Raw genomic sequence first — 21,872 nt, 5'->3', positions numbered from 1 at the left:
GGTGGGCAGGGCCTCGAGGCGCACGCGGCTGGGGTCGCCCTCGCCGGCTACCGCACGGCGGGCGACGTCGGTGCGCTCGTCGGCCCGATCGTGGTCGGGCTCGTAGCGGAGCATCTCGGCTACGGGCCCGCTTTCGTGGCGATAGGAGTGGTGGGCGCGCTGGCGTTCATCGCCGCCGTGCTGGCACGGGAGACGGCCCCCAATCGCCGCGCCGCGGCGCCGGCGCGCGCCTAAGCGCGCGTGGCCTTCTTCCGCGTCGCCACGCGAATGAAAGCCGAACCTTCGCGTGTGTGGGAGCTCCTCGCCGACTGGGAGGGATCTGCCGCCTGGATGGTCGATGCGACGACCGTCGACGTCGTCTCCGAGCAGCGAACCGGCGTCGGGACCAGGATCCGGGCCGTGACGACGATCGCCGGCATCAAGCTCGTCGATGTGATGGAGGTCGTCCGCTGGGAGGAGGGGCGGCTCATCGCCGTGATGCATCACGGCTGGCCGATCCGCGGGCTCGCCTGGTTCGAGCTCGTGCCGACCGTGACCGAGACCTGGTTCGAGTGGGCGGAGGAGCTGGATCCGCCGCTTGGCCCGCTCGGGGAACTCGGGGGTCTCATCCTCAAGCGGCCGATCGAGCGGGTGCTCCGCAAGAGCGTGGGGAAGCTGAAGGCCCTCGCGGAAACCGCCACGTGACCGGTGCGCGACAGCTCGTGCAATCGTCGCTGACTGCCCCCATCATGTAGCGATGTCCGCGAGCGATACCCCCGGCCGCCTGCCCGATTTCATCATCGTCGGCGCCATGAAGGCGGGCACCACGTCGCTCTCCGCTTGGCTTCGGGCGCATCCCCAGGTCTTCGTGCCGCAAGAGAAGGAACTCCACTTCTTCGACACCTTATGGAGCCGAGGCGTCGACTGGTATCGGTCCCTGTTCGCCGGAGCGCCGGAGGGCGCGTTGCTCGGCGAGGCCACGCCGAACTACATGGTCATCGAACACTGGGTCGAACGAATGGCTTCGGTCGTTCCCGACGCTCGCCTGATCGCCGTTCTGCGCCATCCGGTCGACCGAGCGTGGTCCCACTACGTGCACAGCGTCACGCGTGGAGACGAGGTCCGTCCGTTCGCCGAGGCCGTCGGCGACGAGCGTGCCGGCGACCCGTCGGACTGGCGCTCGAAGGGGATGCTCGCTCGCGGACGGTATCTCGAGCAGCTTCAGGTGCTGACGCGGTTCTACGATCGCGCGCGGATCCACGTGGGCTTCTTCGACGACCTCAAGGCCGAGCCGACGTCGTTCTTCGCATCGGTGTGTCGCTTCCTGGGCGTCGACGACGGTGTCACGCCGTCGGTGGTCGGCGAGAAGTTCGATCCGTTCGACACCGACCCGGCGATCGTCAAGCGCTCGCGCGATCCCGGGGCGGCGGGGCGTCCTCCGCTGACCCGGAGGCTCAAGCGGGGTGCGGCCAAAGTGCTCACGCCGGCCGGCCGGCGGCGGACCGGCGCATCGACGGATACGGTCATGTCTCCTGAGGTCCGGTCCGAGCTCGTCGAGTATTTCCGGCCGTACAACGAGGAGCTCGCGACATGGCTCGCGCGCGACCTATCGAGCTGGAACCGGTAACGCGCTCAGGACGACCAGGCAGAAAGGTCGCGGCCGAGCCACTCCGCCAACTCCGCATTGTCGGATGCATACCACGCCTTCAGCTCCGCACGCAGTGCCGGATCCATGGCCGGCTTGTTCAGCGGAACGCGGTTGAGGTCGTCGAGCCGCTTCGCCAGCCATCTCGCGCGCTTGCCGAGTCGGAGGCGCCACATCGTCCGGCGAAGCGCCGGCCAGCGCAATGAGTAGGCCTCGTTCGTCGGCCGCCCCAGTGATGGAGGGCGGAACGCGTCGTCGACACCGATGAATCGGCACAGGCTCGCGAACGTACCGGCCGGGTCCGACCGGAGATCGTCCATAAGCAGCACCAGGAGCGACTCCCGCGGGAAGTGCTCGCAGACCCGCCGCAAGTGTGTGACGTATCGGCCGACTTCGAGATAGCCCATCCGCATCGTCTTGTGGAAGGGGGTGCCTTCCGCGATCTCTTGCCGCACGACCTCGGCGAAGGACCGGGTCTCGCCCAGCGGCCGCCGGTACCAATAATCGGAGTACAAGCGCTCGACCGGATCGCGCAGGATGGCGACGAGCTTCGCGTTGGGGACGAGGTCGGCCATCCGCGCCAGCGCGTCGTCGAAGTACATGTACGCGGGGGAGGCCTCGCCGACGGCGCTCGCGTCGCCGGCGCCGGCGAACCTGGCTCGATACCAGTCGGGGCCGTGTCCGTGATGGCGGTCGAAGTAATTGATCTCTTTCTCCGGAGCGACGAAAACCTGCGGGTGCTCGCTGAGATATTCGGCCAGCGACGTCGTTCCCGCCTTCGCAGCCCCGATGATGAGGAACGTCGGGAGGCGCCCGTGCGTGCGTGCCTGCGTGCGGGTGCGGCCGGGCAGCGAAACCTCCTCGAGGAGATCGGAGGACAAGGAAGCCGGTTGAGGAGCTCGTCGAGAACGGTAGCGAGGACCCGACGGAACAGTCAACGAGCAGAGATCTTCGGCGCGATTCTTAGGCGGAAAACGCCCGATGTCGGCGTGATAGCATCCGCGAACTGTGAACGCGCCCGGACCGCGGATCGATGATCCAGCGCACGGTCCCCCCCACGAGCCTCCGAAGGTGGGTGTTGTCTCCGCCTGGTTCGATCCCGAAGATCCTCGCCAGTGGGCCGGCGCGTCCTACGGTCTGATCACCGAGCTTCGAAGGCTGGGCGTGTACGCCGGCCACCGATCCTCGACCCCCTGGCCGAAGCTGTCGGGTCTGGTCTACCGATGGGCGAAGGCGACCGGAAGGGAAAATGGATGGACGCGACGAGCCGATATGCGCGTCGTTACCCGTTTGAGCGACCTCGCGCTCCGGGCCGGGACGCGGGCCGACGCGGAAGGCTGGGTCCACCTGCCGAACGTGAACGGTCCGGTGACGCGCGGCCGGTACACCACCTTCCACGACATGTCGCCGGCGCAACTGCTCAAGGGCGGGCTCGAGCTCGCGGCGAGCTTCGGATATCCGTACGCGACGAAGCGTCAGCTCGAGTGGGTCGTCCGCCGCCAGGTAGCTCTGTACAAGGGCGCGTACGCCGTTTGTGTGTCCAGTCGTTGGGCTGCCGACTCGCTCGTCCGCGACCACGGCATCGCCGCCCGCAAGATCCGAGTCGTCGGCAACGGACGCAACGCCGATACGCCTCCCCCGATCGACCGCGACTGGTCGACTCCGCGTTTCCTCTTCATCGGACGTCACTGGAAGCGCAAGAACGGGGACGCGGTGGTGCGAGCGCTCACGCGGGTCCGGAAAGAGCACCCGGAGGCGCGTCTGGACATCGTCGGCGGTCACCCACCGATCGACGTGGAGGGCGTCACGGGGCACGGGCATGTCGCCGTCTCCGAGCCGGCAGGTCGCGCCACGATCGAGGGGTTGTTCGCGGCCGCGACCTGCTTCGTCGTGCCGTCGCTGATCGAGCCGTTCGGGCTCGTCTACGTCGAGGCCGCGGCCGCGGGAGTGGCTTCCATCGCCACGAACATCGGCGGGACCGAGACCTCGGTCGGAGTCGGCGGGATCATCCTGGACCCCGGGGACGACGAAGCGATCTACCGGGCGATGCTCGAGATGTGCGACCCCGACCGGGCCCGGAGCCTGGGCGAGATCGCGCGCGCGAGAGCGTCGCTGTTCACCTGGCCGCAGTTCGGGCAGCGCATCTTGAGATCGCTCGACCTGGCGCCGATACCCGGCGTCGAGCTCGCGAACTTCATGTAGCGCTCCGGCTCAGCCGGCGGCGCGGATCTTGCAAGCTATCTCCGCGATCTTCATGCGGCCCCCGGGCGGGCGCGCGGGTGCGGTGGAGCAGGCGACCTCTTCGATGCGATTCCGGAAAGCGGAATCCGGCGAAGGGATTCGTCGGGAACGGTTGCGAGGACCTCCGGCGGAGTCGGCGAGCGATCATCCGAGCGAGCATCACCCTGCGTCACCCTACGGGCAAACGAGTGTTTTAGACGGTTGGGGCGAAAACAACTGTTTTGGACCGTTGTGATAATATTCGCGCGATATGCGCGATATGAAGGCGCCGGGACGGCGGATCGGCGAGGCGGTACACGAACCCGCAAACCTGCTTCCTAGGGTGGGTGTCGTCTCCGCCTGGTTCGATCCGGAGGACCCCCGCCAGTGGTCCGGCGTCTCGAACGGGCTGATCGGCGAGCTCCGAAGGCTGGGTGTCTACGCCGGCCACCGATCCTCCACCCCCTGGCGGGGGATGTCGCGTCTGGTGTACCGCTGGGAGAAGCTGACCGGCAGGGAAAAGGGGTGGACGCGGCGTGCGGAGATGCGCGCCGTCACCCGCCTGAGCGATCTCGTGCTCTGGGCCACTACCCCGGCCGGCACGGACGGGTGGGTGCACCTGCCGAACCTGAACGGCCCGGCGACGCGAGGACGGTACGTGACCTTTCACGACATGTCGCCGGCTCAATTGCTCGCGGCGGGACCCGAACTGGCCCCTAGCTTCGGATATCCCCATGCGACGAGGCGTCAGCTCGAATGGGTCGTCCGGCGGCAAGTCGCGCTCTACAAGGGCGCCTACGCCGTCTGCGTGTCCAGCCGGTTCGTCGCGGACTCGCTCGTCCGCGACCACGGCATCGACGCCGGGAGGATCCGGGTCGTCGCCATGGGACGCAATGCCGACATCCCTCCGCCCGCCGATCGCGACTGGTCGACCCCGCGGTTCCTCTTCATCGGACGCCACTGGAAGCGCAAGAACGGCGACGCCGTCGTTCGGGCCTTCACTCGGGTTCTTAAAGAGGTCCCCGAGGCGCGTCTCGACGTCGTCGGCGGTCACCCACCGATCGACGTGGAAGGCGTCACGACGCATGGGCACGTCGCCGTCTCTCAGCCGGAGGGCCGCGAGAAGATCGAAGGCCTGTTCGCAGCCGCAACATGTTTCGTCGTGCCGTCGCTCATGGAACCGTTCGGGATCGTGTACCTGGAGGCAGGCGCGGCGGGACTGCCCTGCATCGCCACGAAGAACGGGGGCATGGAAACCTCGGTCGGGCCGGGCGGCATCCTCCTGGACCCTCTGGACGACGAGGCGATCTACCGGGCCATGCGCAGCATGTGCGATCCCGACCTGGCACGACGCACCGGCGAGATCGCCCGCGAACGGGCGCCCCTGTTCACGTGGTCGGCGTTCGGGCAGCGCATCTTGAGGTCGCTCGACCTGCAGCCGATCCCGGGCGTCACGCTCGCGGACTTCCTGTAGCGCTTCGGCTCAACCGGCGGCGCGGATCTTGCCAGCTATCTCTGCGATCTTCGTGCGGTCGCCCGGCCGCGGCACGAACGGCATCTTGATCGGATCGCCGGCGTACCGCGGGATCAGGTGGAGATGGAAGTGGAAGACACTCTGGAACGCGACCACACCGGTCGCGTGCATGATGTTGATCCCGTCGGGCTCGAGGGCCTTGCGGATCTGCGCCGCCACCCGAACCGAGGCTGCCATCACCTTGGCTGCGTCCTCCGCGCCGATCTCCCAGAGGTCGCGGATGTGCGCGCGCGGAATCACGAGCGTGTGACCGTCGAGCGCCGGGTTGATGTCCATGAACGCGATGGAGTGCTCGTCTTCGTAGACGTTCGAAGAAGGGCTTCGCCCCTCGACGATCGCGCAGAAGATGCACCCGTCCACAACGGGCAAGTGTAGCGGGGAATCCGGCAGGCTTAGTTCGAGTGCTCCACGAGGGCGTAGAAAGCGTTGCTGTCCTTGTCCTCGTACTGCAGACCAGCCACGTTCACCTTCTGGCCGGTCGTCCGGGCGGCCTGGGCGTCGGTGAAAACAAATCCGGTCGGGAGCACGAGGCGGACCTCTTGCTCGTCGTGGGGCTCGACCGGGCTCGTGTGGGGCGTCATGCTCGCCGAGATCTGAGCGCCCACCTTCACGCTGGATTTCGTGCCGTCCATCGTGATCTCGATCGGCTCCACGAACGGGCCCAGGATGGTCGTGAACGTCGTCGCGAAGATCTCGTGCGGCAAGCCGCCGTGCTGGTTCGTCAGGATGCCCACGAGCGCTTCCTGCTGCTCCTTCGACATCGAGGAGTCGAAGAAGACCGCTCCCGTCCCGTTGCCTTCGTGGATCGCCTTCGGCCAGCTAACCGCCATAACGACGGTCGCACCGGCAAGATCGATGTCCCCGCATTTCCCCTCGGAGAGCTTGTATGCGACGACCGCTCGGCAGTATCCGTGCGTCGGGAAGCCGTTGAAGTTGCACGGACAGCCGTATGCGCAACTGCAGAACTCGAGATACTCCCCCTTGTAATGCCACTTGGTCTTGGTCTCTGTATCGGCCATGGTCCGCCCTCCTCGGTGCCTTTCGGCGCGCTCAGCCGCCCATCATGGGGTCGCCCATCTCACCCATGGTACCCCCCGCATCGCCGGTCGCTCCGGCGATGTTCGGAAGGATGCCCGGAGAAACGATCGCGGCCAGTCCGAGCCCGATCAGCCCGGCGCCGACGATCTTCGTCAAGACGACTCCGTGTTTCCAGTTCTTTTCCAGCAAGAACACGATCGCGATCGCGGCCATCCAAACCAAGTTCATCAGGCCGACGACCACCAGCACGGCCATCAGCGCCCAGCAGCAGCCCAAGCAGTAGGCGCCGTGATTCAGTCCTGCCTTGAAGGCGCTGCTCGCGCCGCCTCCGAAGTCGTGGGTCATCAGGAAGCTGAGCGGTGTACGGCAGTGCTTCAGACAGACAGCCTTCCACCGCGTGAACTGGTATCCGCCGGCGACGATGAGGATGGCGCCGGCGAGCGTGGGCAGCCACCGCGAGTCGGCCGCCTCAGCGGACACGTCTCGGAATGCGAGGAACGCGATCAGGGGAACCACGCCGATCAGCGACCAGACGGCGAGGTAACCACCGACGAAGGCGACCGTCGGGAACTCACCACCGCCGCGTTTCTTGACGACCATGCGATGGGCGAGGACGAACGGCGCGATCGTGGGGAACATCATCGCGACCATCATCGCGACCCACATCCCGAGGAAGACCGGCACGGTCATGTCGTTCGGCGCGCGGGCCCCGACCTGGCCGAGACCCGACACCATGTCCGACATCGAGGACGCTTGCCGGACGGTCGACCACCACGCGACACCGGCGAGGCCGATGAGCCAGCCGATGGTGATCAACGTGACCCGCGTCGAGAAGATCGAGAGCGTGTCGCGCGGGGTGTCTTCGGCTGCTGCGGCGTGCGAGTGCGTCATCCGGTGGTCCTCCTCGTCGCGCTCAGAAACCCGAGACTCGAAACGCAGAACGGAACCAGATAGTTGGCTCCGACCCGCACCCACGTGACCAGGGTCGCTTCGCCGCCGAAGACTACTCCGGCCTGGTTGATGAAGGACAAAAGCGTCCCCACCACGAGAGCGATCGGGACCGTCCGGCGCAGCGTCGTACGCAGGAACACGATGCGGAGCGCCTCAAGCGGGGTGTTCCACGTGCGTTGAGGTGCGGTTTCAACCAGAACCATCCCCCCTCCTGCTCGTACCCTGGATCAGGCGACTTGCCGCGTCAAGGTACTACGACACAGAACTACGGGGCGTCCTTGGGGACGACCACGTCGAACCAACGGTGCTTGGAGCGGTCGCCGGTCAGGTCCACGTGAACGTGCTTGGTCTCGGTGTACTCGAGGAAGCCCTGCACGCCGTGCTCGCGCCCGATACCCGACTGCTTGTATCCGCCGAACGGATACTTGGGGCTGATCAGGTGGTAATCGTTGATCCAAACCGTTCCGGTGCGGACCCGGTCGGCGACCCCCATCGCCCGGTTCGGATCCGAGGACCACACGCCGCCGGCGAGCCCGTAGATCGAGTCGTTGGCGATGGCGACGGCCTCATCGTCTGACTCGAAGGGGATCACGACCAGCACCGGACCGAAGATCTCTTCTTGCGCGATCCGCATCTTGCTGGTCACGCCGGTGAAGATCGTCGGCGCGAAGAACAAGCCGTTCTGATGTCCCGCGACGCTCACCCGCTCTCCGCCGGTGACGAGCTTGGCGCCTTCCTCCTGCCCGATCCCGACGTAGCGCTCGACGGTCTCGAGCTGGGTCTTGGAGATGATCGGCCCCATGTCGGTCGTCTTGTCGAGCGCCGGCCCCACCTTGATCCGCTCCGCCTTTGCGACGAGACGGTCGACGACCTCGTCGTGCAGCGACGAATGCACGAGGAGCCGTGAACCGGCGCTGCAGACCTGACCGCCGTTGAAGAAGATCCCGTAGAGCGCGCCGTCGACCGCGAGCGACAGGTCGGCGTCGTCGAGGATGATGTTGGCGCTCTTGCCTCCGAGCTCGAGGGTCACCTTCTTGATGTTGCTCGAGGCGAGCTGGAGGATCCTACGTCCCGTCGCCGTCGAGCCGGTGAACGCGACCTTGTCGACGTCCATGCTCGACACCAGTGTTTCACCGGCGCCGGGCCCGAAGCCGGGGATCACGTTGACGACCCCATCCGGCACGCCGGCCGCCTTGCAGATCTCGGCGAGCGCGAGCGCGGTGAGCGGCGTGTTCTCGGACGGTTTCAGCACGACGGTGTTTCCCGCGCCGATCGCGGGGGCGATCTTCCACGCGGCCATCAGAAGCGGGAAGTTCCACGGGATGATCTGTCCGCACACGCCGATCGGCTCGTGCCGCACGTAGTTGAGCGACGGGGGCATCGGCGTAAGCGGAAGCGTCTCGGCGGCGAGCGGCAGGGTCGTCGCGAGCTCGGCGTTGGTTCGGAACGTGAAGCCCGCGCCGGACACGTCGCCCCTGGTCTTGCGGATCGTTCCGCCCTGGTCGCGGCTCTCGAGCTCCGCGAGCTCCGCCGAGCGTTCCTTGAGGCCGGCGGCGACGGCGTTCATGATCGCCGCGCGTTTCGCCGGGGCCAGCCCGCTCCAGCGCCCGTCGTCGAACGCGACTCGCGCGGCGGCGATCGCCTTCGCGGCGTCGGCCGCGCCGGCCTGAGCGACCATCGCGATCGTCTCGCCGGTGGACGGGTCGATCGCCGGGAACTCCTTGCCGTCTTCGGCCGGGACGGACTCTCCGTTGATGAACAGGTCGCGCTCCGCCATCTCGTCAGACCTCCGGGTGCTTCGGCTTGAAACCCTCGAACGGGTTGCGACACGAGTCGCAGTATCGGATGGAGCGGCACGGCGTCGGCCCGAAATCCGACTCGATGCGGGTCGCCGGCGAGCCGCAGTTCGGGCAGCGAGCCGTGAGTTGCACCAAGGTCGGACTTCCCGCGGGGGCGATACCGAACGACTTCAGGGCCTCGCGTCCTGCTTCGGTAATCCGGTCGGTCGTCCAGGGCGGACTGAAGACGTAGGCGACGCGAACCGCACGCCCTTGCGCCACGTCGAGGACCGCGCGTTCGGCGTCTTCGCGGATCACGTCGAGCGCCGGACAGCCGACGAACGTCGGCAGCAGCGTGACGGCGATCGCGTCGTCGCCGACTTCCACGCGCTCGACGAGGCCGAGGTCCGTTATCGAGCAGACGGGGATCTCGGGATCCTTCACGTGCGAAAGCGCGCCGCGAACCGCCGATTCGACGGAGGTCACCACATCGCCCCCTGATGCGCGCGATACAGACCCGTCATCTCCTCCCAGAGCGGCGCGAAGTCGTCCGAGTGGCGCCCATGCCGGCCGCCGGCTCCGGAGAATTCGCCGGCGTGCACCCAGCGGCCGTCGCGCCGCTCCAAGCCCGGCACTTCCAGCGCGCGCCCCGGATCCTCGGTCAGCTCGGTCGCGCCGGACGAGGTGGGCACCATCTCCCCGACGGTAGGCTCGGCCCCCGATTCGAGGACCGCGTCCAGCCCGACGCTTTCCAGATCCGCGCCCAACGTCTCGAGCCAGCCGGCGAGCATGTCCTCGCCGGAGCGGGGGAGCGTTCCGTCGCTCAGAAGCGCTTCCTCGCCGGGGAGCGGCTCGAAGAGGGCCATCGCCTCCGGGAACGCTTGCGACATCGCTTCCGAGAAGCGCTGCCGGGCCTCGACGGGCCCGGTAGCCAGGCGCTCGAACCAGACCCGCGCGTGCTCGAGGTGATAGCGCTCTTCCAGACGGAGGACGCGCAACAGCTCGGCGAGCTCCTTGAACGTCGAATCGAGCAGGGTCTCGACCCGGACCGCGTCGGCGGTGTCGTAGAGGTAGTGCCGCGCGGCGGTGTACGCGTAATCGCGGTTCGGCCGCTCGCAGATCACCGCGTGGAGGTAATCCGGTTGCTCGCGACCGAGCGCCAGCGCATCCACGTCGCGGCCGTCGATCGTGGAGGCGATCTCGTAGAGCGCCCGGGCGTGCCCCATCTCGTCCTGCGCGATCGAGGACATCGCGAGGTCTTCCTCGACGTACGGCACCCAGCCGGTCCACTCGGAGAGCCGGTGGCCCATTACGAGCTCGTCGTCGGCGAGCGCGAGGAGAAGTCCGAGGCGCGGATCGCTCATCGCTTCCCGTCCGGCCGCTCTCCCGCGACCGTGATCCCGCGAAGAGCGAGCGCGTCGCGTACGCGCTTCAGCTTCGCACCGACACCGACGTAGCCGTCGGCGCGCCGGTAGGACTTGTCGGTGACGCCGCCGAGCGTTTCCGGCTGCGCGATGCGGTGCAGGTCGCCGCGCCGGCCGACCCAGCAGTCGACGCCCTCGCCGTGGCGGAAGAAGGTCTCGCGTGCGAGCAGGAGCGCGAGCTCGAGGTCGGGCGCCTTCACCGCGCCGACGTGGACGAGCGGGTCGTCGGCGGTGCGACGGGAGAAGACCTCCCAGACCTCCATGGCGTTACGCGACCCGCCGGATCCCGGCGAACACGTCGCGCATCCACGCGTGCGAGTCCCACATCGCCTTGCGCCACGCGAGCCGCGTCTGCGTCATCGGGCCGTTGCCCTTGACGACCTGCCAGAAGTCGTCCCAGCCGGGGTCGCCCCACTCCCACTCGCCCTTGGGCTCGTCGAAGCGCAGCTCGGGGTCGGGAACCGTGATCCCGAGATCCCATAGTTTCGGCACGTAGGTCGTGAAGAACTCCTGCCGCAGATCCTCGTTCGACCGGGTCTTTATGCCCCAGTAGAGGAGCACGTCCTTCGCCGGGTTCGAGGGCGGCCCGAAGAAGTGCATGATCGGCCGCCACCACCTGTTCACCGCGTCCTGGAACATCTCCCGCTGGGCATCGGTTCCCGAGCAAAGCTCGAGCGTCATGTCCTCGCCGTGGCGGAGATGCAGCGACTCCTCCGCGCAGATGCGGCGCATCGCCCGGATGTACGGGGCGTACGAGCAGCCGAGCAGCGCGTGCTGCGTCACGAGCGCCGCGCCGTCGATCAGCCACCCGATCACCGCGACGTCGCCCCACGAGGAGGTGGGGTAGTGGAAGACGTTGTGGAACTTCGTGCGGCCGTTCACGAGGTCGTCGAACATCGCCTCGCGGCTCTTCCCGAGGTCCTCCGCGATCCGGTAGAGGATCTGCGCGTGCCCCACCTCGTCTTGGACCTTGGCCGTGAGTGAGAGCTTGCGGCGGAGCGTCGGGGCGCGAGGGATCCACTCGCGTTCTGGCAGCGCGCCCATGATCTCTGAGTTGGCGTGCATCTCGATGAACTTGAGGGCCGCCTGGCGGTAGGAATCGGGCATCCAATCGGTCGCCTCGATCTTCTGGCCGGCGTCGATCCGGGCCTTGAACTCGGCCGTCCGCTCCTCGTAGGTCACCCGGCCCTCCTCGTTCTGCTGTTGGGCGCGCTGGTGACGCGCCGAGCCCTATCGTAGCGCGCGCGTTCAGCCCGGGAGGGCGAAGAACTCGAGCTGGATGTTGTCGGGATCGCGGAAGACCAGCACGGTGCCGTAGGGCGCGTCGGTGATCGGCGAGTGCGCGATACCGAGCTCGTCGAGCTTCTTCTCCCAATCCGTCAGCGCGTCCCGATTGGGAACCTGCCATCCGATGTGGTCGAGGCCGACGCGGGCCTCGGCGAAGACGTCCCCCGCCGGTGTGGCTTTGTGCCGGTGAAGGCCGATCGCGAGCGGCGGTGAGAAGAGGAGCACGAACTCGTGTGCCGGGTCGTCGTGTTCCTCCCACAGCACGACCGCGTCGAACAGGGCCTTGTACCAAGCAACGCTCTCGTCGAGATCCGTAACCGTGAGCGCGATGTGATTGACGCCTTCGGTTTCCGGCATCGCTACCTTCCCTCGAATTTGGGTTCGCGCTTCTCCATGAAGGCCTTCACTCCCTCGAGATGGTCTGCCGTCAATGCAACCTGGTTCTGCAGATCTGCCTCGTACTCGAGCGAGTTCTCGAGATCCATGACGACCCCGAACCGCAACGCCTTCTTCGCGAGCGCGTAGGCGCGGGTCGGGCCCGACGCGAGCCGCTCGGCGAACACGCGGGTCTCGCTCACGAGATCGTCCGCCGGAACCACTCTCGTTACCATCCCGATCCGCAGCGCTTCGTTCGCGTCGATGATGTCGCCGAGCATCGCGAGCTCCGTCGCCTTCGCGATCCCGACCAGACGAGGCAGGAAATACGTCGAGCCCGAGTCCGGCACGAGACCTACCTTGACGAATGCCTGGAAGAACTTGGCCCTGTCGCTGGCGATCCGGAAGTCGCACGCCAGCGCCAGCGACGCTCCGGCGCCGGCCGCGACGCCGTTCACCGACGCGACGACCGGCTTCTCCATGTTCACGATCGGCAGGATCACCGGGTGGTATCGCGCCCGCAGCATGTCGCCGAGCGCCGGCGGCTCACCGGCGTTGTACGCGTCCTCGAGCTGCGCGAGGTCGGCTCCGGCGCAGAAGCCGCGACCCGCGCCGGTGAGCACGACGCAGCGAACATCCGAGTTGCCGGCCGCCTCGGCGAGAACTTTCTGCAACTCCTCGACGAGGGTGCTGTCGAGCGCGTTCAAGTTGTCGGGACGGTTCAGCGTGACGGTCGCGACCCCGCCGGATGACTCGTAGATGACGGTTTCGTACCTCATGGATCAGCCCAGCTCCTCCAACACGACGACGTCGAAGGGGGGCGCGAAGCTCTTCGCGTGCTCGGTGGCGTTCTTCGCGGCCTCGGAATTCATGTCGGCCTTCCAGCCGTCCTTGTCCGCCCACGTTCCGCTGAAGACGTACGCGTACGGGAAATCGCCTTGCAGGGTGCGCGTGACCTTGTACGCGGCGACCTTCTCGATATTGGAGTAGCCGCGCACCATCGGGATGTGTTCCTCGATGTAGCGCTTCTCGAACGTGGCCGGGTCGTCCGGTGGCCGGTAGAAGACGGTCATCTTGATCACGGCGGCTCCTTCCGTCGGGGCCTCTTGGGGCGGCGAGGTCCATCCTCGCAATCTGAAGCGCCCGTTGTCACACCGCGCTTAGACTCGCGGCCGTGAGCCGCGAGGAATGGGGGTTCGTGATCCGGTCGTCGCTCGACGCGCGGCCCGAGCGCGTTTGGGATCGCATCTCGACGATGCGCGGCGTCAACGACGAGCTGTGGCCGCTGCTTCGTATGACCCATCCCGCAGGACTCGACCGGCTGCCCGACGATGCGCCGACCGGCGTGCGGCTGTTCCGCAGCTGGGTCCTGCTCTTCGGGATACTGCCGATCGACTACGACGACCTCACGCTCGCGCGGATCGAGCCGGGCCGCGGTTTCCTCGAAACCTCGCGCCTCCTCACGTCGCGCCGCTGGGAGCACGAACGGACCGTCGACCCGGCGCCGGAAGGGTCCGTGCTCTCCGACCGGATCCTGTTCGAGCCTCGGCTTCGAGCGGCCGGCCCCGCGCTGCTGCGGATCATCCGTACCCTCTTCGCACATCGCCACCGGCGATTGCGCAAGACGTTCGGCGGGCGCCCGCTCTGAGCACGGGCGTGTAGGCTTCGCCCGCACGACGAAGCAGGGGAGCTCGGGCGAACCGGGCTGAGAGGGCGGCTGCGGCCGCCGACCCTTAGAACCTGACCCGGTTAGGACCGGCGGAGGGAGCGAGCCATGGCACAGATCACCGGCGCACTCGAGCGCGCCGAGACCCTTCCCGATTGGGGCATCGAACCCGTCCCACCCGAGCACCGTGCGCTTTCAGGCGTCGACGTCGGCGCCCTCTGGGGGAACCTTGGGATCTCGATCCTGCTGCCGGTCGTCGGTGCGTTCCTGGTGCCCGCGCTCTCGTTCCGCCAGGCGATCCTGGCGATCGTCGTCGGCGCGGTGATCGGGAATTTCATGCTCGCGGCGGCCGGCCGGATCGGCGCGGAGACCGGCGCGCCCACGATGGTGACCTACCGCGGGCCGCTCGGCATCCGCGGGTCGTACTTGCCGACCTTCTTCAACGTGATGCAGAACATCGGCTGGGGCGCGTTCGAGCTCTACATCATCTCGGTGGTGATGGCCGGCCTGCTGGACCGCTACACCGGCTGGGGATTGCGCCCGCTGTGGGTCGTCGTGTTCGCCGCAGTGTGCATCCTCATGGCCGTCGGCGGGCCCATCGCCGTGGTGCGCAGGTGGATCCGGCGGTACGCGGTGTGGATCGTGCTGGGCTCGAGCGCCTACCTCACGATCTACATGCTGACGACCTACGATCTCGGAGCGTTCTGGAACGCGCCGGCGAAGGGCGGCTTCCCGAACTTCTGGCAGGGCGTCGACCTCGTGATCTCGCTGCCGGTGTCGTGGGTGCCGCTCGTCGCCGACTACACGCGGTTCGCGCGCACGGGGCGCGGCGCGTTCTGGGGCGCGGGTATCGGCTACTTCATCGCGAACGTGTGGTTCTACATGATCGGGGTGCTGCTGCTCCTCGGGACGCCGGGGGCCGATCCACTCGACCCCGCCGGCTTCACCGCCGCGCTGTTCGCGATCCCGGTTGGGTGGCTGGCGATGCTCATCCTCGCCGTCGACGAGACCGACGAAGCGTTCGCCAACATCTACTCGGGGTCGGTCAGCGTGCAGAACGTGTTCCCGCGCTGGTCCCAGCGCGGGCTCTCGGTCGCGATCGGGCTCACCTGCGCCGCCCTTGCGCTCATCGTGGATCTGGTCAGCTACGAGAACTTCTTGCTCCTGCTCGGCGCGCTCTTCGTGCCGCTCTTTGGCGTACTGTTCGCCGACTACTACCTGCTGCGACGGGGACGCTATACAGCGGATCGGCTGTACGGTCCGGGGGCGAGAGGGGTCCGGCCGGCGGCGATCGTCGCATGGGTCGTCGGGTTCTTCGCCTACAACTGGATCAACCCCGGAACCGTCACGTGGTGGACATCCGCGATGGAGGGCGTCCTCGGATGGCTGCCGGCGCCGCCATCGTGGGCCGGCGCCTCGCTCGCGTCGTTCGCGATCGCGCTCGTCCTGACCCTCGCGCTCGTCCCCGCGACCGAGCGTCTTCGCGCGACCTCCGGGTGACCTGTCTCGGTGGTCTGAGCGCTCGCCTATACTGACCTTCCCGCCCACGAAGCGGAGACATATCGGAGGTCACATGCCCGCATTCCGTATCGGTCGTGAGAAGCCCGCAAGCATCGCCTGCGACGTGCTCGCCGTCCCCGTCTACAAAGGCGGAGAGGCCGGGCCCGGCGGAGCCGAGGTGGAGAAGAAGCTCGGCGCAACGTTCAAGGAGCTGCTCGACGCTGCGCGCCTGAAGGGTGAGCCCGGCGACGCGCTCAACCTGCCGACGCTGGGGAAGCTTCCCGCGAAACACGTGCTCCTCGTCGGTGTGGGAGGGAAGGGATCGGGTGCCGACGCGGCACGGAAAGCGGGGGCGACGGTCGCCCGGCGGACCGGGTCGGCCGCCAAGGTGGCTACCACCGTGCCGCAGGCATTGAAGGGGAAGGCGCCGGACGTCGCCGGGGCGTTCGTCGAGGGTTTCCTCCTGGCCGCGTACCGGTTCGATCGCTACAAGAACGGCGACGGCCGCAAGTCCAAGACCAAAGAAGTACGTCTGCTCGCCGGACGCGGCTGGGACGCGCGCGCCGTTGGTCGCGTCGTCGACCGCGCGAGCGTGGTCGCTGAGGCGACGATGCTGGCGCGCGACCTGACCAACACGCCGGCCGGCGACTTCTACCCCGAGTCGTTCGCGCAGGAGGCCCGGCGCATCGCCAAGGGCTTGCCGCTGAGCGTGCGGGTGCTGACCGAGAAGGAGCTCCGCGCCGGGAAGTACGGCGGGATCCTCGGCGTCGGTCAGGGAAGCGACAAGCCGCCGCGGCTCGTCGAGATCCGTTACAAGCCGGCGGGGTCGAAGCGTCATGTGGCGCTGGTGGGGAAGGGCGTCACGTTCGACTCGGGCGGTATCAATCTGAAGACGGACGGTCTGGACTGGATGAAGATGGACATGGCCGGCGGCGCGGCCGTGCTCGGCGCGATGCTCGCGATCGGCCGGCTCAAGCCGAAGGTCGCCGTGACGGGCCTGATCTGCACGGCCGAGAACATGCCGAGCGGCGGGGCGCTCCGTCCGGGCGACGTGATCACTATGAAGGGCGGCAAGACCGTCGAGATCGGTAACACCGACGCGGAAGGGCGCCTCGTGATGGCCGACGGGATCGTGCACGCGCGCGACGCGAAGGCCGACGTCGTGATCGACATCGCGACGCTCACCGGCGCCTGCATGATCGCGCTCGGCGACAAGGCGTTCGGTGTGATGGGCAACTCGCAGACGGACGTGGACGCGATGTTGCGCGCGGCGGACGAAGCGGGCGAGCGTGCGTGGCAGCTTCCGCTCTACGACGACTACCGCCGCAAGATCGACTCCGACATCGCCGACATCCGCAACATCGGCGACCGCTACGGTGGCGCGATCACGGCCGGGCTCTTCCTGAAGGAGTTCGCCGGCGACACGCCGTGGATGCACCTCGACATCGCGGGCCCCGCGCGGAGCACGTCCGACGAGTTCGATACGCCGAAGGGCGCGACCGGCGTCGGCGTGCGGACCCTCGTGCGCTACGTCGAGTCGCAGTAGCTCAGACGGCGACCTGAACCTGTCCGTCTGCGACGCGGACGGGGAACGTTTCGAGCCCGACCTCGGGATCGAAGAGGTTGCGCCCTGTGGTGACGTCGTACTGGAACCCGTGCCATGGGCACGTGACGATCGTTCCTTCGAGGTCGCCATCGCCGACCGGCCCGCCGCGGTGCAGGCAGGTGTTGTCGAGCGCGTAGAACCGTCCGTCGACGTTGAACAGCGCAAGGAGTCGGGCGCCGGCCTGGACGACCTTCCCCGATCCCGGCGGGACGTCGTCGACCGAAGCGACCGGAACGAACTCGGCCATCCGGGTCAGAGCTTCGCCAGCCAGCGGTCGCGGACCACCAGGACGCGGCGGTGCTCAGCCTTCGCGACGACCCGATCGCCGTCGCTGGCTTGGCACACGAAGTCGAGGAGGCGGTTCTCGACGGCGACCAGCTCCGCGGCCGCTACGACCTCGGCTCCGACCTTGGACGGGGCGAGGTGATCGAGCCTCACCCAAACGCCCACGCTCGTCGCGCCGTCGGGCAGCTGGTCGCGGATCGCGTTGACCGCGGCTTCCTCGATCAGCGCCAGCACGGCCGGGGTTCCGAGGACCGGAACGTCGCCTGAGCCCAAAGCCTCGGCGGTGTGCTCGGTGGCGACGACGCGGCGGGCTTCGCCGCGCAAGCCGGCGACGATCAGGGGCGCGTGCACGTCTACTATGATGACCCGAGCGCGCTCCTCGCGCACTTCCTGGATCAACGTTGAGCGGACCCGCAGGTGTCATGGCGCTCGTCCTCGCCGAGACGGCGGTGGGCGGTCTCTTCGTGCTCTGGGTCACGCCGACCTGGGGGACGCTGCGCTCGGGATTCTTCAAGCTGACCGGCACGGTGCTCGCCGTGACCGCGGTGCTTGCGTGGCTGGCCGCGCGCGGGCCGCTCGGCGGGACCGGCGCGAAGGGCCCGCAAGCCGCTGCCTTCTGGCTCCTCGGCGCGACCGCCGGCGTCGCCGTCCTGTGGCAGGTCCTCCAGTGGACGGGCGTGCGCTCCGCGGCGCGCGTGGTCGGCATCGCCGGCGTGCCGGTCGGGGTGGCCGCGTTCGTTGCGCTCGCCCGGCTCCCCGCCGCGTCGCACGCGACCGGCGTCGGTGTCGCGCAACTCGTCGCCGGCGCGGTTTTCCTCGGTGCGGTCGTCGACGGGCTCCTGCTCGGACATTGGTATCTGGTCGATCGCCGTGCGTCGCGCGAGCCACTGCGCCGCATGGGGATCCTTCTGCTCGCCGGCAGCATCCTCGCGATGGCCGTCACGATCGTCGGCGGGGGGGGAGGAGGGACGGCGAGCACCGAGTTCTCGCCCTTGCTCGGAGCGGGAACCCTCACCGTCGCGCTCGCGGTCGGGCTCACGGCGCTGTGCCTGATGATCGGGTTCTTCATCCGCGCGCTTGTGAAGGAAGACTCGATCCAAGCAGCGACCGGGTTCTTCTATCTCGCCGTGATCCTCGCGGTGTCGGCCGAGTTCGCGGCCAAAGTGCGCTTCTACTGAGCCTTCTGGTCGCGCTGTCGCGCTTCCTTGCGCTGACGTCGTCCCGTCGAGGGAAGGACGCCGCGGCGTTGCAGCAGCCGGTCGATCACCGCGCCCAACGCGGCGCAGATCAAGAACACCCAGATCAAGCGAACCTCGGCGGTGAAGAACACGACCTGTACGCGCACGGGATCGGCGTTCTGCGCGATGAAGATCCCGAACAAGATCGCGAGGATCCCGCCGATGATCCATCGCACCTCTGCGGCGGTGATGCCTTCCTGCCGATGCTCTTGGGGCGGCTTCTGCTCATCCATGGGGCACATTCTCGCACGTCTCAGCGGACTCTCAGCTCATCGGCCTAAACTGCGGCGCGATGACGGAACACGAGCCTTCGAAGACCTGGGAGAAGATCATGGAGGAGAACGCCGTCACCGCGACGCGTGAGCACCCGGCCCACCCATTCGAGCAAACGCACGAGACCGGACCCTCCTGGCCGTTCGATGCGCCGCCTCCACCGCCGCCGCCTTCTTCTCCCCCTCGGCGGTGGGGGCGCTCTTTCATGGCCCCGCTGCTCGCCGGGCTTCTCGGCGCCGTCGTCGGCACCGGCGCGACCTTCGTCGCACTCGAGGACGACACGTCCTCGCCGCTGCCCGGCAAAGTCGTGATCCAGGCGAGCGGCGGCACGCTCGAGTCGGTGGCGGCCGTCGCCAGAGCCGTGCTGCCGAGCATCGTTCGGATCGACGTCGACGCCGGTGTCGAAACCGGCACGGGCTCCGGGGTCATCTATCGCGAGGACGGTTACATCATCACGAACAACCACGTCGTCGATGACGCGCGGAGCATCACCGTCACGCTCTCGAACGGCGAGGAGCTCGACGCGCGGGTGGTCGGCACGGCCGCGCCGCAGGTCGACATCGCGGTCCTCAAAGTCGACCGGGGTGGTCTCCCCGCGGCGACGCTGGGCTCGACGCACGAGCTCGAGGTCGGCGATCTCGCCGTCGCGCTCGGCAGCCCGTTCGGTCTCCAGAGCACCGTGACTGCAGGCGTGGTCAGCGCGCTACACCGGAACATAACCTTCGATCGGAACACCCGGTTCTCCGACGCCATCCAGACCGACGCCCCGATCAACCCGGGCAACTCCGGGGGCGGGCTGGCCAACAGCGACGGCGAGGTCGTCGGGATCAACACCGCGATCGTCCCCGGCGCCGGCGGGAACGTCGGCGTGGGCTTCGCGATCCCCATCGAGATCGCCAAGCGGGTGGCCGATCAGATCATCCAGACCGGCCGGGCCGAGCTGCCCTTCCTAGGGATTTCGGGGCAAAACCTCCCCGACGACCGGGGTGCGCGGGTGGGAGACGTTGTTTCGGGCGGACCTGCCGAACGCGCCGGTCTCCGAACCGGCGATATCATCGTTGAGCTGGACGGTCAGACGATCCGCTCGATGGACGAGCTCATCTCCACGCTCATCCAGAAGGAGGTCGGCCAGACCGTCCGAATCACGTATGAGCGGGACGGCAACCGTCGCACCGCCGAAGCCCGCCTCGCCGCCCGGCCCGAGGGCAGCTAACCCCTCGGGAGGTGGCCCGGCCGGCCGTTCGAGCGGCGCGACCGGAGGCAACGAGATGGGTTTCGGCAACATAGGCATCGGCGAGCTGATGATGATCTTCCTCGTCATCATGGTTGTCTTCGGCCCGAAGCGCATGCCGGGGATCGCTCGCGACATGGGCAAGTTCCTGCGCGACTTCCGGCGCGAGACCAACGCGGCCATCAAGGAGCTCAAGGACGGCATCGAGCCGATCAACGTCGGCATCTTCGACGAGCCCGACGCGTCGAGCACCAAGGTCGCCGGCGACGGCGCGGCCGCCCCGCTTCCCGGGGTCGCCGCGGCCGGGGGAGCGGGCGTGATCACCGCCCCGGCGGAACCACTTCCCAACGGATCTCGAAAGCAGGCGGCGGTTCGAAAGAAGGCCGCCGGTGCGCGCAAACCGGCGAAGGCATCGTCGTCGACGACCGCTCGCCGCACGACACCGGCGTCCGGCGCCGCGCGCAAGTCCTCGTCGGCCGCGACGCCCAAGCATCGTCCGGCTCAGAAGGCGCCGAGAGGGAAGAGCAGCTCTTCGGCCCGGTCACGTACCTCGCGCAAGCGGTGAGGCTCAGCCGCCGACCCAGGATCACAAAGCCGGGCATCGTCCGGCCGATGCTGCGTCTGGCCGCGGTCGCCGCGCTCGGTGCAGCGGCCCGAGGCCGGCTCGCCGAACAGGATGAGACCGCGCGCTCGCTGATCTCGGCTCGCAGGAGCGAGACGTTCGACCGAACGGTTCCGACGCTCACCGATCTCGGCTCGACCTATGCCGCCCTCGGTGCAGCCGCGGCGCTCTGGGCCGGCGGGGAGCGGAAGCTCGCGCGCGACGTCCTCGGCGCGTCGATGCTCGCGTGGGGAGCCGCGCAGGTCGCCAAGCCGCTGTTCAGCCGACCGCGCCCGTACGACGTCGGCGACGTCGACCTGCTCGTCCGCCGCCCCGCCGGGCAGTCCTATCCGAGCGGCCACCCGGCCGTCGCGGCCGCGATCGTCGGCGTCACGCGTGACGAGGTGTCAGGGCCCGCGCGTCCGCTGCTCGATCGGATGCCGCGGTTCGTGGCGTTCAGTCGCGTGTACGTCGGCGCGCACTATCCGACGGACGTGATCGGAGGGTTGCTGCTCGGCCGGGCCGTGGGAGATCTGTGGAGGCGCTTCTCCCGCTAGCGAGGCGCGCTAGTGGTTGTGACCCTCGTGGCTGCCGTGGTTGTGACCGGCGTGGCCACCGCCGTTCCCTTGGCCGCCGCCGCCCATCATCCCGCCGAGGAGCGGCAGGCGCTTCCCGACGAGTGACGGCCCGTGCTTGCCGATCTTGCGGGCGATGTCGAGCAGCGCCTTGCCGGCGGGGGAGTCGGGCTCGGACACCACGACCGGAACGCCGCCGTCGGCGCCCTTGCGTAGGGTCTCCTGCAGCGGGATCTTGCCGAGCAACTCGGCGTCGAGCGTCTCCGCGAGCAGCTCGCCGCCTCCCTCACCGAAGATCGCGTGCTCGGCGTCGCAGGAGGGACACACGAAGTAGCTCATGTTCTCGACCACGCCGATGATCCGCAGATTCACCTGCTCGGTCATGCGCCCGGCTCGCGCGGCAACCTTCTGCGCGGCCTCTTGCGGCGTGGTGACGACGAGCATGTCGGCGCCGGGCAGGAACTGCGCGAGCGAGATCGAGACGTCGCCCGTCCCCGGCGGCAGGTCGGCGAGGATGAAGTCCACGTCGCCCCAGTAGGCGTCGGAGAGGAACTGCTGGATCGCCTTGTGGAGCATCGGGCCGCGCCAGATCACCGGCTGCTCGTCGGGCACGAAGAAGCCCATCGAGATGACCTTCACGCCGTGCGCCTCGAGCGGCAGCATCAT

General features: G+C 68.1%; 29 protein-coding genes and 1 riboswitch. Of the genes, 12 read left to right on the top strand and 17 right to left on the bottom strand.

The genetic code is table 11. The features are described from left to right. The 3 genes from WEB06_20340 to WEB06_20330 all read left to right on the top strand — a co-directional run. Positions 1-234: hypothetical protein (locus tag WEB06_20340; GenBank protein ID MEX2557968.1), on the top strand; the 234-nt coding region annotated here is incomplete at its 5' end. Positions 235-240: 6 nt separating this feature from the next. After that, entirely contained in the window at positions 241-684 is a 444-nt protein-coding gene (locus tag WEB06_20335; GenBank protein ID MEX2557967.1) for an SRPBCC family protein, read from the top strand. A gap of 52 nt (positions 685-736) precedes the next feature. Then, complete coding sequence (locus WEB06_20330) at positions 737-1,606, top strand: sulfotransferase (protein MEX2557966.1); 870 nt, start codon at positions 737-739, stop codon at positions 1,604-1,606. Positions 1,607-1,611: 5 nt separating this feature from the next. Here WEB06_20330 and WEB06_20325 read toward each other — a convergent pair whose 3' ends face one another. After that, positions 1,612-2,505: a sulfotransferase gene (locus tag WEB06_20325; GenBank protein MEX2557965.1), complete on the bottom strand. Its 894-nt coding sequence runs from the start codon at positions 2,503-2,505 to the stop codon at positions 1,612-1,614. 190 nt (positions 2,506-2,695) lie between these two features. Here WEB06_20325 and WEB06_20320 point away from each other — a divergent pair, with 190 nt between their 5' ends. Further along, entirely contained in the window at positions 2,696-3,826 is a 1,131-nt protein-coding gene (locus WEB06_20320) for a glycosyltransferase family 4 protein (protein ID MEX2557964.1), read from the top strand. A gap of 361 nt (positions 3,827-4,187) precedes the next feature. Then, the gene (locus WEB06_20315; protein ID MEX2557963.1) at positions 4,188-5,318 is read left to right on the top strand and encodes a glycosyltransferase family 4 protein; all 1,131 of its coding nucleotides are present in this window, start codon (positions 4,188-4,190) and stop codon (positions 5,316-5,318) included. 9 nt (positions 5,319-5,327) lie between these two features. Here WEB06_20315 and WEB06_20310 read toward each other — a convergent pair whose 3' ends face one another. From WEB06_20310 to WEB06_20255, 12 genes are all read right to left on the bottom strand, one after another. Further along, complete coding sequence (locus WEB06_20310) at positions 5,328-5,738, bottom strand: HIT family protein (GenBank protein MEX2557962.1); 411 nt, start codon at positions 5,736-5,738, stop codon at positions 5,328-5,330. Positions 5,739-5,770: 32 nt separating this feature from the next. Next, complete coding sequence (locus WEB06_20305; GenBank protein ID MEX2557961.1) at positions 5,771-6,397, bottom strand: DUF1326 domain-containing protein; 627 nt, start codon at positions 6,395-6,397, stop codon at positions 5,771-5,773. Positions 6,398-6,428: 31 nt separating this feature from the next. Beyond that, positions 6,429-7,307 carry a DUF2182 domain-containing protein gene (locus WEB06_20300; GenBank protein ID MEX2557960.1) on the bottom strand — a complete coding sequence of 293 codons (879 nt, stop codon included), beginning with the start codon at positions 7,305-7,307 and terminating at the stop codon, positions 6,429-6,431. After that, the gene (nrtS, locus tag WEB06_20295) at positions 7,304-7,570 is read right to left on the bottom strand and encodes a nitrate/nitrite transporter NrtS (protein MEX2557959.1); all 267 of its coding nucleotides are present in this window, start codon (positions 7,568-7,570) and stop codon (positions 7,304-7,306) included. The genes WEB06_20300 and nrtS overlap by 4 nt, the downstream gene beginning before the upstream one ends. A 62-nt stretch (positions 7,571-7,632) precedes the next feature. After that, positions 7,633-9,144, bottom strand: a complete 1,512-nt coding sequence (locus WEB06_20290) for an aldehyde dehydrogenase family protein (GenBank protein MEX2557958.1) — start codon at positions 9,142-9,144, stop codon at positions 7,633-7,635. A 4-nt stretch (positions 9,145-9,148) separates the two neighbouring features. Further along, on the bottom strand, positions 9,149-9,631 hold the full coding sequence (gene paaD, locus WEB06_20285) for a 1,2-phenylacetyl-CoA epoxidase subunit PaaD (protein ID MEX2557957.1): 483 nt from the start codon (positions 9,629-9,631) through the stop codon (positions 9,149-9,151). Beyond that, positions 9,628-10,509: a 1,2-phenylacetyl-CoA epoxidase subunit PaaC gene (paaC, locus tag WEB06_20280; GenBank protein ID MEX2557956.1), complete on the bottom strand. Its 882-nt coding sequence runs from the start codon at positions 10,507-10,509 to the stop codon at positions 9,628-9,630. The genes paaD and paaC overlap by 4 nt, the downstream gene beginning before the upstream one ends. Next, positions 10,506-10,832, bottom strand: a complete 327-nt coding sequence (locus WEB06_20275; GenBank protein ID MEX2557955.1) for a hypothetical protein — start codon at positions 10,830-10,832, stop codon at positions 10,506-10,508. The genes paaC and WEB06_20275 overlap by 4 nt, the downstream gene beginning before the upstream one ends. A 4-nt stretch (positions 10,833-10,836) precedes the next feature. Further along, positions 10,837-11,751, bottom strand: coding sequence for a 1,2-phenylacetyl-CoA epoxidase subunit PaaA (gene paaA, locus WEB06_20270; GenBank protein MEX2557954.1), 915 nt, complete (start codon positions 11,749-11,751; stop codon positions 10,837-10,839). Positions 11,752-11,817: 66 nt separating this feature from the next. Then, positions 11,818-12,213, bottom strand: a complete 396-nt coding sequence (locus tag WEB06_20265) for a VOC family protein (protein MEX2557953.1) — start codon at positions 12,211-12,213, stop codon at positions 11,818-11,820. 2 nt (positions 12,214-12,215) lie between these two features. Continuing rightward, positions 12,216-13,010, bottom strand: a complete 795-nt coding sequence (locus tag WEB06_20260) for an enoyl-CoA hydratase-related protein (protein ID MEX2557952.1) — start codon at positions 13,008-13,010, stop codon at positions 12,216-12,218. A 3-nt stretch (positions 13,011-13,013) separates the two neighbouring features. Beyond that, the gene (locus WEB06_20255) at positions 13,014-13,304 is read right to left on the bottom strand and encodes an EthD family reductase (protein ID MEX2557951.1); all 291 of its coding nucleotides are present in this window, start codon (positions 13,302-13,304) and stop codon (positions 13,014-13,016) included. A 101-nt stretch (positions 13,305-13,405) separates the two neighbouring features. Between WEB06_20255 and WEB06_20250 the strand changes: the two genes are divergently transcribed. From WEB06_20250 to WEB06_20240, 3 genes are all read left to right on the top strand, one after another. Further along, positions 13,406-13,879 (top strand): hypothetical protein, encoded by a 474-nt coding sequence (locus WEB06_20250; GenBank protein MEX2557950.1) that lies wholly within the window; start codon positions 13,406-13,408, stop codon positions 13,877-13,879. 25 nt (positions 13,880-13,904) lie between these two features. Then, positions 13,905-14,015, top strand: a riboswitch (TPP riboswitch). After that, a complete protein-coding gene (locus tag WEB06_20245) occupies positions 14,006-15,397 on the top strand; it encodes a cytosine permease (GenBank protein MEX2557949.1) in 1,392 nt (463 codons plus the stop codon). It overlaps the preceding riboswitch by 10 nt. 73 nt (positions 15,398-15,470) lie before the next feature. After that, positions 15,471-16,943: a leucyl aminopeptidase gene (locus WEB06_20240; protein MEX2557948.1), complete on the top strand. Its 1,473-nt coding sequence runs from the start codon at positions 15,471-15,473 to the stop codon at positions 16,941-16,943. 1 nt (position 16,944) lies between these two features. On the opposite strand, the gene WEB06_20235 is transcribed toward WEB06_20240, so the two are convergent. Further along, positions 16,945-17,250 (bottom strand): Rieske 2Fe-2S domain-containing protein, encoded by a 306-nt coding sequence (locus tag WEB06_20235; GenBank protein ID MEX2557947.1) that lies wholly within the window; start codon positions 17,248-17,250, stop codon positions 16,945-16,947. 5 nt (positions 17,251-17,255) lie between these two features. Next, positions 17,256-17,639 carry a hotdog domain-containing protein gene (locus tag WEB06_20230; protein MEX2557946.1) on the bottom strand — a complete coding sequence of 128 codons (384 nt, stop codon included), beginning with the start codon at positions 17,637-17,639 and terminating at the stop codon, positions 17,256-17,258. 71 nt (positions 17,640-17,710) lie between these two features. Here WEB06_20230 and WEB06_20225 point away from each other — a divergent pair, with 71 nt between their 5' ends. Continuing rightward, on the top strand, positions 17,711-18,466 hold the full coding sequence (locus tag WEB06_20225) for a hypothetical protein (protein ID MEX2557945.1): 756 nt from the start codon (positions 17,711-17,713) through the stop codon (positions 18,464-18,466). Here the strand turns inward: WEB06_20225 and WEB06_20220 are convergent. Continuing rightward, entirely contained in the window at positions 18,460-18,759 is a 300-nt protein-coding gene (locus WEB06_20220) for a LapA family protein (GenBank protein MEX2557944.1), read from the bottom strand. The two genes, WEB06_20225 and WEB06_20220, sit on opposite strands and share 7 nt — an antisense overlap. 59 nt (positions 18,760-18,818) lie before the next feature. On the opposite strand from WEB06_20220, the gene WEB06_20215 reads away from it, so the two are divergent. The 3 genes from WEB06_20215 to WEB06_20205 are packed head-to-tail and all read left to right on the top strand — an operon-like array spanning position 18,819 to position 21,188. Then, complete coding sequence (locus WEB06_20215) at positions 18,819-20,012, top strand: trypsin-like peptidase domain-containing protein (GenBank protein MEX2557943.1); 1,194 nt, start codon at positions 18,819-18,821, stop codon at positions 20,010-20,012. A 55-nt stretch (positions 20,013-20,067) separates the two neighbouring features. After that, positions 20,068-20,595 (top strand): twin-arginine translocase TatA/TatE family subunit, encoded by a 528-nt coding sequence (locus tag WEB06_20210; GenBank protein ID MEX2557942.1) that lies wholly within the window; start codon positions 20,068-20,070, stop codon positions 20,593-20,595. Then, positions 20,592-21,188: a phosphatase PAP2 family protein gene (locus WEB06_20205; GenBank protein ID MEX2557941.1), complete on the top strand. Its 597-nt coding sequence runs from the start codon at positions 20,592-20,594 to the stop codon at positions 21,186-21,188. Before WEB06_20210 ends, WEB06_20205 begins: the two co-directional genes overlap by 4 nt. 9 nt (positions 21,189-21,197) lie before the next feature. Here WEB06_20205 and WEB06_20200 read toward each other — a convergent pair. Next, a partial coding sequence (locus tag WEB06_20200; GenBank protein ID MEX2557940.1) for a P-loop NTPase occupies positions 21,198-21,872 on the bottom strand: 675 nt, incomplete at its 5' end.

Source organism: Actinomycetota bacterium, assembly GCA_040905475.1.
In the GTDB taxonomy this organism is placed as follows: Bacteria; Actinomycetota; AC-67; order AC-67; family AC-67; genus DATFGK01.
Note: the sequence above shows the minus strand (reverse complement) of the source record. Positions and strands in the feature narration are given on the sequence as shown.